At 65.7% G+C, this 13,731-nt stretch carries 14 protein-coding genes; 1 reads left to right on the top strand and 13 read right to left on the bottom strand.

Annotated elements, in window-relative coordinates:
* Nucleotides 1-20 precede the first annotated feature (20 nt).
* The 7 genes from AC1DFU_RS04350 to AC1DFU_RS04380 all read right to left on the bottom strand — a co-directional run bounded on the left by AC1DFU_RS04350 (nucleotide 21) and on the right by AC1DFU_RS04380 (nucleotide 6,431).
* A complete protein-coding gene (locus AC1DFU_RS04350) occupies nucleotides 21-1,547 on the bottom strand; it encodes a class I adenylate-forming enzyme family protein (protein WP_092294033.1) in 1,527 nt (508 codons plus the stop codon).
* A gap of 6 nt (nucleotides 1,548-1,553) precedes the next feature.
* Nucleotides 1,554-1,976: a PaaI family thioesterase gene (locus tag AC1DFU_RS04355; RefSeq protein ID WP_092294031.1), complete on the bottom strand. Its 423-nt coding sequence runs from the start codon at nucleotides 1,974-1,976 to the stop codon at nucleotides 1,554-1,556.
* 56 nt (nucleotides 1,977-2,032) lie between these two features.
* Entirely contained in the window at nucleotides 2,033-3,040 is a 1,008-nt protein-coding gene (locus AC1DFU_RS04360) for a zinc-binding dehydrogenase (protein ID WP_177219907.1), read from the bottom strand.
* A gap of 72 nt (nucleotides 3,041-3,112) precedes the next feature.
* Nucleotides 3,113-4,138: an ABC transporter substrate-binding protein gene (locus tag AC1DFU_RS04365; protein WP_092294027.1), complete on the bottom strand. Its 1,026-nt coding sequence runs from the start codon at nucleotides 4,136-4,138 to the stop codon at nucleotides 3,113-3,115.
* 9 nt (nucleotides 4,139-4,147) lie between these two features.
* Nucleotides 4,148-4,957 (bottom strand): ABC transporter permease, encoded by an 810-nt coding sequence (locus AC1DFU_RS04370; RefSeq protein WP_477113132.1) that lies wholly within the window; start codon nucleotides 4,955-4,957, stop codon nucleotides 4,148-4,150.
* A gap of 11 nt (nucleotides 4,958-4,968) precedes the next feature.
* Nucleotides 4,969-5,709, bottom strand: a complete 741-nt coding sequence (locus AC1DFU_RS04375; protein WP_441591233.1) for an ABC transporter ATP-binding protein — start codon at nucleotides 5,707-5,709, stop codon at nucleotides 4,969-4,971.
* Entirely contained in the window at nucleotides 5,706-6,431 is a 726-nt protein-coding gene (locus tag AC1DFU_RS04380; protein ID WP_092294021.1) for a GntR family transcriptional regulator, read from the bottom strand. The genes AC1DFU_RS04375 and AC1DFU_RS04380 overlap by 4 nt, the downstream gene beginning before the upstream one ends.
* A gap of 324 nt (nucleotides 6,432-6,755) precedes the next feature.
* On the opposite strand from AC1DFU_RS04380, the gene AC1DFU_RS04385 reads away from it, so the two are divergent.
* Entirely contained in the window at nucleotides 6,756-8,993 is a 2,238-nt protein-coding gene (locus AC1DFU_RS04385) for a rhodanese-like domain-containing protein (RefSeq protein ID WP_092294020.1), read from the top strand.
* Nucleotides 8,994-9,095: 102 nt separating this feature from the next.
* Here AC1DFU_RS04385 and metC read toward each other — a convergent pair whose 3' ends face one another.
* Genes metC through AC1DFU_RS04415 form a run of 6 tightly spaced genes read right to left on the bottom strand, consistent with a single transcriptional unit; the run spans nucleotide 9,096 to nucleotide 13,727 of the window.
* A complete protein-coding gene (gene metC, locus AC1DFU_RS04390; RefSeq protein ID WP_092294018.1) occupies nucleotides 9,096-10,295 on the bottom strand; it encodes a cystathionine beta-lyase in 1,200 nt (399 codons plus the stop codon).
* Between the two features lie 12 nt (nucleotides 10,296-10,307).
* Nucleotides 10,308-11,162 carry an amino acid ABC transporter ATP-binding protein gene (locus tag AC1DFU_RS04395; RefSeq protein ID WP_441591234.1) on the bottom strand — a complete coding sequence of 285 codons (855 nt, stop codon included), beginning with the start codon at nucleotides 11,160-11,162 and terminating at the stop codon, nucleotides 10,308-10,310.
* The gene (locus tag AC1DFU_RS04400; protein WP_441591235.1) at nucleotides 11,149-11,961 is read right to left on the bottom strand and encodes an amino acid ABC transporter permease; all 813 of its coding nucleotides are present in this window, start codon (nucleotides 11,959-11,961) and stop codon (nucleotides 11,149-11,151) included. Before AC1DFU_RS04400 ends, AC1DFU_RS04395 begins: the two co-directional genes overlap by 14 nt.
* Nucleotides 11,951-12,697: an amino acid ABC transporter permease gene (locus tag AC1DFU_RS04405; RefSeq protein ID WP_092294012.1), complete on the bottom strand. Its 747-nt coding sequence runs from the start codon at nucleotides 12,695-12,697 to the stop codon at nucleotides 11,951-11,953. The genes AC1DFU_RS04400 and AC1DFU_RS04405 overlap by 11 nt, the downstream gene beginning before the upstream one ends.
* Entirely contained in the window at nucleotides 12,694-12,852 is a 159-nt protein-coding gene (locus tag AC1DFU_RS04410; RefSeq protein WP_441591236.1) for a hypothetical protein, read from the bottom strand. The genes AC1DFU_RS04405 and AC1DFU_RS04410 overlap by 4 nt, the downstream gene beginning before the upstream one ends.
* Entirely contained in the window at nucleotides 12,849-13,727 is an 879-nt protein-coding gene (locus AC1DFU_RS04415; RefSeq protein ID WP_092294010.1) for a transporter substrate-binding domain-containing protein, read from the bottom strand. Before AC1DFU_RS04415 ends, AC1DFU_RS04410 begins: the two co-directional genes overlap by 4 nt.
* Nucleotides 13,728-13,731: the final 4 nt, after the last annotated feature.

Here is a 13,731-nt window from a genome sequence, read left to right on the forward strand (position 1 = left end):
GGATTGCAATCGGGGGGGTGTTATGGAACCAGTAGGCGCACGGCTTCGTCGGCCAGTGCGCGCCGGTCGATCTTCTGCGTGGCGGCCAGCGGCAGCGCATCGACATACCAGATCTGCCGCGGGTGCTGATAGGCGGCCAGCTGTGTCAGCGACCATTGGCGCAGCGCGTGCTCGGTGGGCGGCGCGATGCCTGGACGCAGCACCACGAATGCCACCGGCTTGGTGCCCTTGATCTCATCGGGAACCGGGACTACGCTGGCCTGCTGCACAGCTTCGTGCCTCTCCAGCGCCTTCTCGATCTCGCCTGGGTAAAGGTTCTCGCCGCCGCTGACGAACATGTCGTCGCGCCGGCCCACGAAGGTGTAGAAGCCATCGGCATCGCGGCGGAACACGTCGCCGGTGATGTAATAGCCGTCATCGGTGAAGGGCCGCAATTCCGCACGCTGGTGGTAGCCAAGCATCAGTCCGGGGCTACGCAACTCCAGCACGCCTTCATCGGCCGCCTGACCCCGCTCGTCGATGAGCCGCATCGCCACGGCGGGATGCGGATAGCCGACTGATTGCGCTGGCGTAGGCAGCCCATCGGGATGTGGGCCGAAGACCACGGGGCCGCCCTCGGTGGTGCCATAGGCGTTGATGACGCGCGCATTGGGCAGCAACTGATGAATCTGTGCCTTCAGCGCGGGACTGACCGGCGCAGATCCCATGCGTACTGCCCGCACGCTGCTCAGATCGGTGCGGGCCAGCAATTCATGCTCGCGCAGCATCATCGCGATCATCGGCGGCACAGCGGTCAGCCAGGTGCATTGGTGGCGTCCGATCGCATCGATATAGGCAGCGGCCTGGAACTGGTCCAGCAGCACCAATGGCGCGTGGCAGGCCAACGCCAGCAGGATCAGCGCCAGCGCATTCATGTGGTACAGCGGCGCGGCAATCAGCACGCGCTCGTTGGTCAGCGGTGTGCTGGCCTGGCGTGCCCGCACCACCCAGAGGTGGCTGGCGTGGCTCAGGCGCACACCCTTGGGCCGCCCCGTGGAGCCGGAGGTATAGAGCAGCAGCGCCAGGTCTTCATCGGCGGGCGCGTACGGCGTGAAAGGCGATGTATCGCCGCTCGGCGCACTCAGGGCCGCGTATTCGGATGAGCCGAACGCGATGACGGGCGCGCCGGCGGGCACCTGCGCGTGTTTCGCCTTGTCGCACAGCACAAGCTTTGCGCCACTGTCGTCGACGATATAGTCGACCAGTGCCTGTGGCAGCTTGAAATTCACCGGCACCGCGATCAATCCGGCGCGCATGATGCCGAGTAGTGACACGACGTAGTCGACTGAATTCACGCCAAGCAGCGCGACGCGGTCGCCCTGCACCAGGCCCCGCCGGAGCAGGCCGCGCGCAATGGCGTCCGCGGCGGCATCGATGGCGCCATACGTATGTTGGGTTGCCTCCCCGTTCGCGCCGACGCCGACGATGGCCAGCGTGGCGGGATCGGCGTCGCGGGCAATCACGCTCCCGAGATTGCGGCCCTGTGCCGCGTGCGCTTCAGCTGCCATGATGCGTCAAGCCTGCGCAGGCGTGGCGTAAACGCCCCGGCCGCTGGCCACCAGACGGCCTTCGGCGTCGTAGACATTGGCCTCGGCTGCGCTCACCAGGCGCCCGGTCTTGATGACCGTGCCCACGACCTTCAGATCGCCGCGCGCCGGGCGATGGTAGTCCACGCGCAGGTCCACCGTCGGCACCCCCTTGCCGGTGTGCGAAACCAGCGCCCAGTCAGCGCCAAGGTCGACCAGCGCGGCCAGGATGCCGCCATGAATGTAGCCGCCGTCAGGGTTGACGATCCATTCGTCGCGGAACTTCGCGGTCAACGTGATCTCGCCTTCGGAGACGGATTCGACCTGCAGGCCGAGCCATTGGTGATAAGGGCCGCGGAGCAATCGTGCCTGTACCTCTGCGGCGGAGGGGAGGGTGGTGGTCTGTGTCATGTTCTCGTATCGATGTCGGTGGGGAGGCGTGTGCGAAAGCGGCTTGCGTCGATGCCTTAAGGCGTCACCACGACCTTGCCCAGCACGGCGCGGTCGCGGATCAGTGCCAGCCCTTTGGCGGCCTGGTCCAGCGGGAGCACGCTGTCGATCACCGGATCGAGCTTGCCGTCGGCAACCAGTGCCAGCAGGGCCTTGAGGTTGTCGTCGTAGAAGCTGTTCGACCCCTTGATGTTCAGCTCGAAGCTCCAGACGTAGCGCAGGTCTTCCTTCGGGTCATGGCCAGCTGTGGCCCCGCAGACGAGCAGCGTGCCGCCGCGCTTGAGGCTCTTGATCGAGGGCAGCCACGTATCGCCTCCGGTGAAATTGACGATGACGTCGACACCGCCATCGAAGGTACGCCGCTGCGGCTTGCCGTAGCGCTCGATGACCCACTTGCCGAAATCGACCTCGCGATAGTTGATGATGTGGTCAGCGCCCAGTGCCTTGAGTCGCGCACCCTTGTCGTCGGATCCCGCCGCAGCGATGACTTCAGCGCCCAGCATCTTTGCCAGCAGTACCGTGGCCGTTCCCACGCCTCCGCTGGCGCCTAGTACCAGCACCTTGTCGCCGGCCTTGACGGTCTGGTGGGTAACAAGCATCCGATGTGCCGTGCCGTAGGCCACCGGCAGTGCGGCGGCCTGCGCGAACGTGACGTTGTCGGGAAGGGCGATCAACTGACGTGCATCCACGCGCGCGAACTGTGCCATGCCGCCATCGGTCATCTCGCCCATCAGGCCCACGCCAGGCTTGAGCGGGTTCACCAGTACGCGGTCGCCGACTTTCCACCCGGTCACGCCGGCGCCCAGTTCGGTGATCGTGCCGGCAAGATCCAGGCCGATCACCACAGGAAACGGCACCTTGATGCCGGGCATGCCGTGGACGGTGAAGACGTCGTGATAGTTGAAGGACGACGCCCCTACGCTGATCACGACGTGGCCTTCGTCGGCCTTGGGTACGGATTTGTCGGCGACGACGCGCAGCCGTTCTTCGACGGTGCCGTGTGCGTCGAGCACCAGCGCTTGCATGGATTGAGTCACGATGGATTCCTTTGGGGGATGGGAAGGCGGAATGGAAAAGGTGGAATCAGTCAGGCGGGCTTACTTGAGCGCCTTGGCCTGCGCATAGGGCTTGAGGGCAAACAGATCGTCCTTCAGTTCGCCCTTGACGAGGCCGGATTCGACGAACACGGCGTGCTGGCGGCGCAGCGTGGCGATGTCCGCGGGCTCGAAGGTCACGCGGTTCATATCGTTCCAGTGGCTGACATAGACCTTGGCATCGTCCGCCGGAAGGTTGGCCTTCCTCTGCAGGATCTGAACGACTTCGTCGCGATTTGCGTTGCCCCAGGCCAGCGTGTCGCGCAAGGCAGCAATCACGCGTGCCACCACTTCCGGATGGTTGTCGACCAGATCGGCGCGCGCAGCGCCCACGCCGATGTAGGGCACGGCATCGGACTGTGTCAGCGTCTTCCATTCGGTGGCGAACGTGCCCAGCTTGCGTACCGGCAGTTCGTCGCCGAGTTGCTCCACGGTGACCGAGCGCAGCGCCGCCGCATCCACCTGCTTCTGGACCAGGAACTGCGCGAGGCGCGATTCGTTGCCACCGACCAGCGCGAAGTCGCCGCTCCTGATCTGATAGTTCCCGGCGAGCACGGCCCCGGCAATTACCGCGACCGAGGAGCCGGCGGGCGACATGCCCACCTTCTTTCCCTTTAGCTCACGGATCGACTGAATCGGTGAATCCTTTGGCACGACGAACTGCACATCGGCGGGCTGTGTCGCGGCAAAGATGCGGATGGGCACGCCCGATGCGGCGGTACCGAACACCCCGGCTACGGGTGCGCCGAACGCAAGGTCGATCGATCCGGAAGCCAGCGCCCGCAGCGGCGCGTTGACGTCGGGAAAGTGAACGAACTCGGCGCGCACGCCACGCTTGGCCAGGAAATCCTTGGTTTCGAGAACCGACCCATAGCCGAGGCTGACGCCGCTGGTCCAATAGCCGATCTTGACGGTGTGCGCCGGCTCGGCGGCACTGGCCGTGGCAGGGGTGATCGCGGCGTAGGAGAGCGCGATGAATGCGGAATAGGCGGAGAACGCGGCGGCGGCCGCTGACAGTAGTTTGCGCACGATGAAGTCTCAGGCTTGGAAGGAAACGGAGGGGATAGACGATTGCCGCGCCGCTGCCTTCCAGCGGAACAACCAGCGTTCCGCGGGCTTCAGCAAGCCGCCTTCGAGCAGCAGCATCAGGCCGACGAGCAGGACGGTCCACGCGAATACCTGGTCCGTCTGCACGAGGTCGGCGGCTTGCCGCAGCCGATAGCCGATGCCGCTGGACGACCCGATCGTCTCGGCCACAAGCGATACGCGCCAGCCGAACCCGAACGCCAGTCGCGCGCCGGCGAAGAAATGCGGCAGGATTGTCGGCACGTAGATCTTGCGCAGCACCTGGAGCCGAGACATGCGGAAGCTGCGTGCCAGGTCGACATAGTGGAGATCGACGGTCTTGGTGCCTTCCCAGACATTGGTCAGGATCAGTGGCATGGCGGTCATGAACACGACAAAAACCGTCGTAGCATCGGAAATGCCGAACCAGATGATGGCGAAGATGGCCCAGATGGCCGACGACACGGTGTTGAAGACCGTCAGTACCGGTTCAAAGAAGCGGGCCAGGACGCGGCTTGCGCCCAGCGTCAGTCCCAGGCCGCTGCCAACGAAGGTGGCCAGCACGAAACCGGACAGTACGCGTCGGCACGTGGCGGCCACGTCGGCGGCGAAGGTGTCGCTGTGCCACAGCGAAATCAGGGCCAAGCCGACTTTCTCCGGGCCCGGCAGCACGAACGACGGCACGCGCGTAGCGCCCCACCACCACAGCCCCAGCAGCAGGGCCACCAGTAGCAGGCGTTGCAGCACCAGCGTGGCGAGATGACGGGAAGCGGCCGTTGTCACGATGCCTTTCCTCATGCAGCGGCGCGCAGTACGCGCACCTGTTCTGCCACGACCGGCTCGGTGGGGACACGTGGCCGGAGCAGTTCTTCCAGGTTGACCACGTCGGCTACGCGGCCGGGCCGCGCTGCAAGCCGGATCACGCGATCGGCCAGCACCACGGCTTCTTCCATATCGTGCGTGACGAAGACGACGGTCATGCCGTTGCACGCCTGGATGCGCAGCAGTTCCTCATGCATTTGGCTGCGGGTCTGAGGATCGAGCTTGGAGAACGGCTCATCCATCAGCAGGACTTCGGGCTGCACGGCCAGGCTGCGGGCCAGCGCTACGCGGCTGCGCATGCCACCCGACAGCTCGTGCGGCCAGGCATCGCCCCGGGCGTGCAGGCCGACGAGTTCGAGCATCTCGTCTGCCCGACGGCGACGGCCGGCCCGCGAGAGGCTGCTGGCTTCGAGGCCGAACGCGACGTTGTCGCGCACGCTGCGCCACGGCAGCAGCCGATCTTCCTGGAACATGTAGCCGATACGGCGCCAGTCAGAAACCTGCGTCGCGGGCACGCCGTCCACCGCGAGCTGGCCGGCGTCTGGGGTCAAAAGCCCAGACAGGATGTTCAGCAGCGTGCTCTTGCCACAGCCAGACGGACCCACCAGCGCAAGTACCTCCCCGCGGCGCACGGCCACGTCGATACGGTCCAGAATCGTGATGGCGCCGAAGCGCTTAACGATCCCCCGCGCAGACAGAATGGGCGGATTCATGCGAAATTTCCCACAACACGCAGGGGCAGGGATGTGCCGGCCTGCGACAAGCTGGCGTAGACCTTTTCCATGGTCTGAGTGCGGAATGCCTCGATGTGACGGCGCGCAATCGTTTCGGCGGCCTTCTCGTCGTGATCCTCGAACGCCTTGATCAGCGAACTGTGGTCATGGCGGATCTCCGGACGCACGCGCTGGACATTGAAGCCGAGCGCGACGAGCCGCGACATCTCGTCCATCAGCGACGACAGCGTGCGCGTCAGCCGCTCGTTGCCAGTAGCCTGGACGATGGCAAGGTGGAATTGCTTGTTCGCGTCCATGAACTTGTCGATGCGGCGTGGTGCCGGAATCGCGTACTCATCGCGGCAAGCCGCCTCGAGCCCATGCAGCAGCCCCGTATCGACGCGGCCGATGGCGAGCCGGGCCGCCATCGGTTCCAGCTGTACACGTAGGGCGAAGACTTCCTCCACATCCTTGAGCGTGATGGGCGCCACCTGGTAGCCGCGACGTGGCCGGGCAAAGATCAGGCGGTCGTGGGCTAGCCGCGTGAGCGCAATGCGACAACTGTTCTTGCCGAAGCCGTAGCTCGTCATCAGCTCGCCTTCGGTGACCAGCGTGCCTGGCACCAGCTTGCAGGACAGGATGTCGCGGCGCAGTGCCGCGTAGGCGGCCAGGCCCAGGCTGGCGTCCTGCGTCTCCTCTGCAATTCCAGCCTGCACGCTCATTGTTCGTTGCTCCTTGGCGGTCGTCTGGCGGCATTCATGTCCGCCTTGCAATACATGGGCGTAGCTTAGGGCCGGGCTGTGGGGAAGCAAACGAACAGATTTACAGAAGCATATGAAGGGGCCGCTATGACTGGGCAGTTCAGGCTTGTGGGATGCTCAGGCTGACATCGTGGCACGGGCCACATGGGTCTTCTGGCCGATGCTCATCACGCCGCGGCCTATTGCCAATCACGCATAACCTTGTGCGTGTTTGTTCGTTCCTTGCGCACGCGGCAGGCCCTAGAGTCGGTAGCTTGTCCCCATCCGACCCTTTGGCCCTTCGACATGACCGCATCTCAGACATCTTTCCCTGCTGCAGCAGGAACCGACATCGCCAGCCGCCGTCACCGGGCCGTAGCCGGATTCATCGCCGAAGCGCGCCGCCTGCTCGGAAGCACTGCTGTGACCGACAAGGCTGGGCTCGAACCGGTTGCGCGGGCGTTGGAGGCACTCGGCCAGGAACGCGAACTGTTTCCAGGTGAGCATTTTCCGGTGTCCGCCAGCAACCCGGCACAGGTCTACCGCCTGGCCGAGGATATCGACGGCAGGTTCGCGCTGTATGTGTCAGCCGGGCTGCCAGGCAAGGCGCAACCGCCGCACGATCACACCACATGGGCGATCATTGCCGGCATCAGTGGCCGCGAACGGAACAACTTCTACGCGCGTGAGGGGACCGATGACCCGGCGCGCGACACACTGCACGAGATCGACGAATTCGATGTCGTGGTTGGCACCTCCGTGACGTTGCTGCCGGACGACGTACACACAATCGAACTGATCGGTGAGGAGAAAGGGCTGCATTTGCACTTCTACGGGCTGGCGCTGGATCGTCTGGCAGGCCGCGTGGTGTTCGAAAGCAAGGCCGGCGGCACGTACCGCCACTTTGGCCCGCCGCGCCGGCTGGCCGCGCCCGTGATCGGGGCCGCAGCGCTGAAGGAGGCGCTGGCCGATGGGCAGGAGATCGCGCTGCTCGATGTTCGCGAGACTGGCGTCCATACGAAGGGCCATCCGCTGCTGGCGGCGTCCGCACCATTGTGGCGCCTGGAACTGCTGATCGATCGCCTGGTGCCAAGACGCGACACGCGCATCGTACTGCTCGACGGCGGCGGCAATGCCGACGCGCTCGCACACCAGGCGGCCGCAAAGCTGGTACGCCTGGGCTGGGGCAATGTGTCCGTGCTCGAAGGTGGCGTCGCCGCCTGGGCTGCGACCGGGAATGAGCTGTTCACGGGCAGCAACGTTCCCAGCAAGGCGTTCGGCGAGGTCATCGAGCACGAGAAGCATACGCCCTGGATCGACGTCGACGAGCTGCACAGCCGTATCGAAGAAGGCGACGACATCGTCGTGGTCGACAGCCGCACCACCGAGGAGTTTGCCGATTTCAGCCTCCCGTTCGCGCATAGCCTGCCTGGTGCGGAGCTGGTCTACCGAATTGGCGAACTTGCGCCGAACCCCGACACGCTTGTGGTGGTCAATTGCGCGGGCCGCACGCGCAGCATTGTGGGCGCGCAAACGCTGATCGATGCGGGCATTCCCAACCCGGTGGCGTCGCTCAAGGACGGTACGATGGCCTGGTTGCTGTCTGGCCGGATGCTGGCGAAGGGGCGCGTGACGCCGCTGCCGGAGCCATCCGCCACAACGCTCGATGGCGCCCGTGCTCGCGCCGAGCATGTGGCCGCGCGCGCGGGTGTACAGAGGATCGACGCCGCCGGCCTGGAACGACTGGAGGCAGTGTCGCAGACGCGTACGCTGTACCGATTCGATGTGCGCACGCGCAGCGAGTATGAGGGGGGCCATCTGCCCGGCTGGCGCTGGGCCCCAGGCGGGCAACTGGTGCAGGCGACCGACGAGTACCTGGCCACGCGCCGTGCGCGCATTGTTCTGGCGGACTTCGACGGCGTGCGCGCGCTGACGACGGCCGCGTGGCTGGCGCAGCTAGGCGGCTACGAGGTCTTCGTCTACGCTCCTCAGGCCCATGCGGGTCTCGTGACCGGCCCGGAGCCGGTGCGCGTGCTGATATCGCAACCGCCTGCCGCGCCGGTGTCGGCGCAGCAGGCGTCGCAACGGCTGGCGTCCGGCACGGCAAGGTTGTTCGATGTGGAGCGACGATCCGCCTACGAGAAGCGCCATGCAGAGGGCGCGTATTTCGCTGTGCCAGACCGGCTGGAAGCGCTGATTGCCGACATTCCGGCAGATCACGTCATCCTGATCACTTCGTCGGATGGTGTGCTCGCGCGCGCGGTAGCCGCGGAACTGGTGGCGCGTACTGGCCGTGATACCCGCTACCTAAGCGGCGGTACGCAGGCGTGGGTGGCTGCAGGGCTACCCGTGGGAACGGGTGGCGAGCGGGTGCTGACCGGCGACGACGACTACTGGTTCAGCCCGTATCAGCATTCCGATGTCGCGCAACGGAATGCCGGCTTCCAGGCGTATCTCGACTGGGAGGTCAATCTCGTGGAACAACTGGGGCGCGAGGGCGACATCGGCATCCGCCTGATCGCGGCGGCCGAGACGGCGAGTTGAATCGAACTGCCACGCCAGACGGCGTGCGCATACACCTGGCAGAGCCGCCTTGGCCGCCGCCGCGTGTCTCGGGCGAATGGGTCGATGTCGCGCATGCTTTCCTCAGGCGATGGTGCGTTGGAAAGCTTGCTGAAGATCCGCGATCAGGTCGCGCGGATCTTCCAGGCCGACATGCAGACGGATGACCGGGGCGTTGTTGCCATGTTCCTGCCAAGTTCGGGATGCGTTGAGCCGTTCGGCCGGCGCCACCATTGCCAGGCTCTCGTAGCCGCCCCACGAAGCGCCGATCGAAAACAGCCGGAAGGCATTGACCAGACGGCCGGCGGCGGCATGGTCTGTCCCCAGCAGAGCGAACGACACCAGCCCACTGGCGCCGGTGAAATCGCGCCTCCAGAGCGCGTGGCCGGGGTCTTCGGGCAGCGCAGGATAGAAGGTCCGGGCGACCTGCGGCTGCCGCTGTAGCCATTGCGCTACCTCGGTGGCGTTACGCTGGTGCTGCGCGAGCCGTACGGGCAGCGTGCGCAGTCCGCGCAATGCCAGGTAGGCGTCATCGGCACCAATCGTCAGGCCCAGCGCTTCGTGCGCGTTGGCGATGCGGTCCGCCACTGCCTGGCCGTCGACCACGACTGCCCCTTGCATCACGTCGGAATGGCCAGCGATGTACTTGGTTGCAGCCTGGATCGAGATATTGGCCCCCAGCCGCAGCGGCTGCAGGAACCAGCCGCCGCTCCACGTGTTGTCGATGGCCACGGGAACGCCCCTCGCGCGGGCAATGGCGGTCAGGGCAGGCAGATCCAGGACATCGAACAGCAAGGAACCCGGCGACTCCACGTACACGAGCCGCGTATTGGTGCGGATCAATGCATCAAGGTTGTCGTGTGCGGGCGAGAAGTACTGAATCTGCACGCCCAGCCGCTGCAGCAGTGTCTGGTCAACCCGACGCAGTGGTGCGTAGACCGTGTCGGAAACCAGCGCATGATCGCCCGGACCGAGCAGCGCCAGCAGCACCAGCGTAATCGCCGACAATCCGGACGGCGTGAGGAATGCACGATGCCCGCCTTCGAGCGTGCACAGCGCGTCTTCCAGCGCCTCATGCGTGTCGAGTCCGTGGCGACCGTAGGTGGCAATGCGCTCGCCGTGTGAGCGGCGGTGCTGACGGTCGGCCAGCGTCTCGATATCCTCGAAGCGCACCGTGCTGGTACGCACCACAGGGACGTTGACGGGGCCGACGCCGTTGCGCAGGCGCGGTGCGCCGGCATGCAGTAGCCGCGTGTGGATGCCGTCTGCGGAATTCTGGCTCATCGATCGTCCTTGTCAGCCTTGGATGGTTGCGGATGCCGGGGCGAACGCGGCATTGAATCCGGCGGGCAGGCGCGGGATGGCGCCCAGCGCCCGGCGCAGGAATGCGCGCGTGCGTTCGTGGCGGGGAGCGCCGAAGATCTGCTCGGGCGGACCGTGCTCGACGATGCGACCAGCCTCGGTGAAATAGATGTGGTCGCTGATTTCGGCCGCGAAACGCATTTCGTGCGTCACCAGCACGCAGGTCATGCCGTCTTCCACCAGTTCACGGATAACGGTCAGCACTTCGCCAACGGTTTCGGGATCGAGCGCAGACGTCACCTCGTCGAAGAGCATCAGCTCCGGGCGCATGGCTAGCGCCCGGGCAATCGCCACCCGTTGCTGCTGACCGCCCGACAGCTCGCCCGGATAGGCGTGTGCCTTGTCCGACAGCCGCACCTTGCCCAGCAGCGCATGGGCTTCCTGCTCGGCCTCGTGGCGGGTGCGGCCATTCACGCGAGTGGGCGCGATCACCAGATTCTCCAGCACGGTCAGGTGCGGAAACAGGTTGTACTGCTGGAAGACAAAGCCCACGCGCTTGCGCAGCGCAATCAGCTCGTCTTCGGTGCACAGGGTCTCCACCGCGGTATCGCCAACGCGAATCTGCCCCTGCTGCGGCCGCAGCAGGCCAGTGATGCAGCGCAGGATCGTGCTCTTTCCCGAACCGGACGGCCCGATGATGGTCACGGCCTCGCCGCGTCGTACCTCGACGTCGATACCCTTGAGCACGCTGTTGTCGCCGAAGGTCAGGTGGACATCGTGCAGCGCGACAAGTGGTGCGGCGGGCGCTGGCGACTGCCGGCTGCGCAGGAAGGAATCAGTGGCGGTCATGACGACGCTCCAGCGCACGCGTGGCGCGCGCGATCGGATAGCAGTAAGCAAAGAAAAGGCCCAGCAGCGTGAAGTAGACCAGCACCGTGAAATCGGTGCGGGCCACGGTATTGCTGGCCACTTGGGCGGTATCGACCACGTCGTGCACGCCAACCAGGGAGGCCAACGACGTGCTCATGGTGATGCTCGCGTACAGGTTCATCCACGGCGGTAGCATGCGTCGCAGGCACTGCGGCAGTACGATGAGCCGGAAAATCTGGCTGCGACGGAACGCCAGCGACTGGGCGGCCTCCCACTGAGCACTTGGAATCGACTGGATCGCGCCGCGGAAAATCTCGGCCACATTGGCACTGGCGGGGAGTGCGAGACCCAGCACGACCTTGATCCAGTCCGGGAACGGCACGGTCCAATGGGCGATGTGAAGCTCGAACGGGAACACGTAGGTGGTGAAGTACACGAGCACCAGGATGGGCGCGTTGCGGAACGCCTGTACCCACAGACGCGCCATGTGGCGTACCCAAGGATAGGTGGACAGGGACAGCGCCCCGATGACCAGGCCGGCCAGTGTGCCGAGCGCCATCGCAAGGATGCTGATCTCGATATTGGCCCCCATGCCGCGCAGCAGCGCGGGTGACCAGGTCCAGAGATTGCGGAATACAGCCGGGGTGCTACCGGTCGCGGTCCAGAATCCGACCACGGCCAGCACGCACACGGCGGCGAGCGCCCAGGGGCTGAGGAGGGCGCTCCTGACGGGGTTGGGCGCCACGCGCCAGCGCAGGGCGAGCGGATTACTGGCCATAGCCGGGCATCCTCAAGCGTAGTTCCAGCCAGCGTCCTGTTCGGCTGACCAGCCAGGTCAGCAATCCGAAGCATGCCAGGATCAACAGCAGCAGCTCCAGCACATTGTCGCGCTGGGTCCAGATCATGATGGACTCGTACGTGACGTCGCCGACGGCGATGGCCGACGCGACGGCAGTCATCTTGACCAGGTCGACGAGGTTGTTGACCAGCGCGGGCAGCGCGAATCGGACGGCCAGCGGCAATTCGACCTGCAGCAGCAGTTGCCGGCGGGAGAACCCCAGCGAGCGCGCGGCTTCCAGTGTGGCCCCCGGCACGGCTTCGATGCCGGCGCGGAGCGCCTCGGCGTGAAACACGGCCTTGTGCAGCGAGACGACGGCGACGACCCAGAAGAACGGCGTCAGCGGATTGCTGCTGCCCAAGTTGTGCAGATGCTGGGTAATCAGCATGTTCAGCACGAGGAAGCCGCAATAGAGCTGTACCAGCGTGGGCGTGTTACGCGTCAGTTCGACGAACGCACGCGCTGGCGTGGCCAGGGCCGCCTTGCCGGACGTGAGTAGCGCGGCCAGGACCGCGCCAGCTACCAGGCTGCACGGAATCGTCAGTGCGCAGAGTTGCAGCGTGACGACCAATCCGTGGAGAAACGCGGTGCGCTCCGTGGTGTCCAGCACGAACGCATAGTTCAGGCCCAACGGTTTGAGGGCGGCGATGACGGAGACGATCCAGGCGTCAATCATGGGCGCGCCTCCGCTGGCGCGGGGCGCAGCGTGCCCACGGCCTGCGCGATGCGCCGCAATGCCGCTTCCAGCACATGGCGCGGCCCGGCGGCCGCAATCGGCGACAGCCGGACGCGACGGGCACGCTGGGACGACGTAATGGACGGCGTGGTCATGGTTTCCGGCTTTCCGTGAAGACCGTGAAATCCTGCGGCGCCACGTCGAACTTGCCCTGGCGGGCATGGTCGTGGGCGGCCCTGATATAGGCACCGTCCGGCACGCCGAACTTGCGGGCCTGGCTGAGCAGGAAGCCGGTGCGATGCCAGTCGCGGATGGCCGTGTCGACAAACGCCACGGTGTCCTGTTCGCCGCGCCGCGTCCACACGACGGTTGGGGACGGGATCAACTGATCTTCGGTGGCCAGCGCGAAGGCGGTCCACTCGGCCTTGTTGGGGCCGGTCAGCGTCTGGTACAGCGCTGGCTGGATATGCACTGACGCCGCGCACGTGCCCCCCTTGAGCGCCAGCAGGGATTCCGGAATGCCGCGCAGGCCCTTGACGATGGCGCCGTACTGTTCGGCCAGCGGCTTCGCGAAGTTGCTGCCCTGAGATACGCAGGCCACTTTCCCGCGCAGATCCTCCCAGCGTTTGATGCCGCTTTGCCTGGACACCATCGCGCCGCCGCCGACCAGGTCGTAGGGCGTGGGCGCGAAGCTCAGAATCTCGCTGCGTTCCTGCGTCCACTGGATGTTGGCCACGAGCAGGTCGACCTTGCCGGCCTGCAGGAACTGCACGCGCGTGGATGCGGTTACCGGTACGGTCTCAAGTTGCACGCCAAGGCGCCGGGCCAGGTCTGCCGCCAGTTCCGTCTGGTAGCCGCCGGTCTTGCCGGTCGCAGTGTCGAGGAGGCCGAATGGCGGGCTGGCGCCATCGATGCCCACCGACAGCTTGCCGCGCTGCCGAATCCTGTCGAGCGTGGCGTCAGCCCATGCGGTATGCGCCAGCGCGACCCCAGCCAGGAGCAGGGCGCTCGATACGAGACGCTTGTCCATCGGG

It is taken from the genome of Cupriavidus sp. 10L45 (genome assembly GCF_056395225.1).